Raw genomic sequence first — 1662 nt, forward strand, 5'->3', positions numbered from 1 at the left:
CGCTCCGTACCCGCATTAAACGACTGGCGCGTAAAACGATTTGCTTCTCGCGCTCTGTCGAGATCCACGAAAAAGTCATCGGAGCCTTCATCGAAAAACACATGTTCTACTAATTGGAGTCATTACCCGCGAGCTCGGCATTTCAACCCACAAACTCAATGTCATATTTAGCGAACGCTTTGGCATGCCTGCGAAAAAATGGCTAACCCAACAGCGACTCAAAAAAGGGTGTGAATTATTATTGACCACTCCAATGCCGGTTGCCGAGATAGCCCTACGTGGCGGTTTCAGTAATCATGCCCATTTTAGCGCAATATTTCGCCGTCATTTTAAAACCAATCCTTCAGCCTTTCGCGAGCGAGCCAGACAACTTTGATTAACCTTGGTGAAATTTACGCCAGGTAGCGCGGGGCGCGATGTTAATAGCCGGTTAAAGATGATTAATATTCAACCAGTCTTCAATCAATGAAGCGCTAGTGACTATTTTTTCGCTGCAACCGACATGAAGTATTTGACACCAGCGCCCATTAAGAGAATAATTTGCGGCGTTGGGTCGTTAGCTCAGTTGGTAGAGCAGTTGACTCTTAATCAATTGGTCGTAGGTTCGAGCCCTACACGACCCACCAACACTCAATAAGTTAGATAACCGTTCTCATCAATCGACCCCCCTCCCAAGTTCACTTCAGCACCTGCTCAACTCACTCCATCACTTACCTAAATCATTCTACGACTTGTCCAATTCAACTTAGCGCCTGCCCAACTCACTCCATCACTTGCCTAATTCACTCTACCACTTGCCCAATTTAACTCAGCAACTGCCCAACTCACTCCATCACTTGCCTAATTCACTCTACCACTTGCCCAATTTAACTCAGCAACTGCCCAACTCACTCCATCACTTGCCTAATTCACTCTACCACTTGCCCAATTTAACACAGCAACTGCCCAACTCACTCCATCACTTGCCTAATTCACTCTACCACTTGCCCAATTTAACACAGCAACTGCCCAACTCACTCCAGCACCTGCCTGATTCACTCCACCACTTGTACAACTCAACTCAGCACCTGCCCAATTCACTGCACACATCCTGCCCAATCATATTCCTGTCACGCTGCTCAAAATGTCGTCAACGGGCTATGTATGCTTGATTACGAATGTCTCAAATCCTAAAGGCAGACGTTTCCTTTGCTGTTTGCGTCAAGGCGGCAATTGCAAGCTTCAAGCTATCGATGCACCTTCCCCACTTTGGTAATAACAATTCTTTCGGCTTACTTCGTTGCTGGTCTATACGCCAAATGCCTTGAGGGTGCCTGTTGGTGGGTGGCGCAAATCTTACGGCGGAATGACACCCTTTAAACATGGACGTCCATGGCTGCCTGAACGGTGTGGTTTTTCTCATGTTCTGGCGAGTTAACCTATGCCACAGGTAGACGATGGTACGTGGCACCGGGAAATTGTATTGGTGCAGACTAAACCAGCACGCTATCACACTGTTTCAGCCAAGTTGTCAAAAACAACTCAGGCCGAAACGCTGAATCACCCCGGATAAATTAGAGTCTATACTTTAAAAGTGGAGGTCTCTATGACAACGACCAAACGTTACTCTCCGGAAGTCCGTGAACGGGCAGTTAATCTAGTGCTGGAAACTCAGCATGAGCA

General features: G+C 47.1%; 1 protein-coding gene, 1 tRNA gene and 1 pseudogene. All 3 read left to right on the forward strand.

What is annotated here, in order from left to right; translation table 11 throughout:
• Nucleotides 1–113 (forward strand): IS1 family transposase (locus CINSTRO3249_RS17830; protein WP_044698828.1); only part of this gene is annotated, 113 nt, incomplete at its 5' end.
• Between the two features lie 17 nt (nt 114–130).
• Nucleotides 131–376: pseudogene (locus CINSTRO3249_RS17835) on the forward strand (helix-turn-helix domain-containing protein); the annotation flags it as partial.
• Between the two features lie 174 nt (nt 377–550).
• A tRNA-Lys gene (locus CINSTRO3249_RS15700) sits at nt 551–626 on the forward strand.
• Nucleotides 627–1662: the final 1036 nt, after the last annotated feature.

Source organism: Candidatus Sodalis sp. SoCistrobi (assembly GCF_900143145.1).
Classification (GTDB): domain Bacteria; phylum Pseudomonadota; class Gammaproteobacteria; order Enterobacterales; family Enterobacteriaceae; genus SoCistrobi.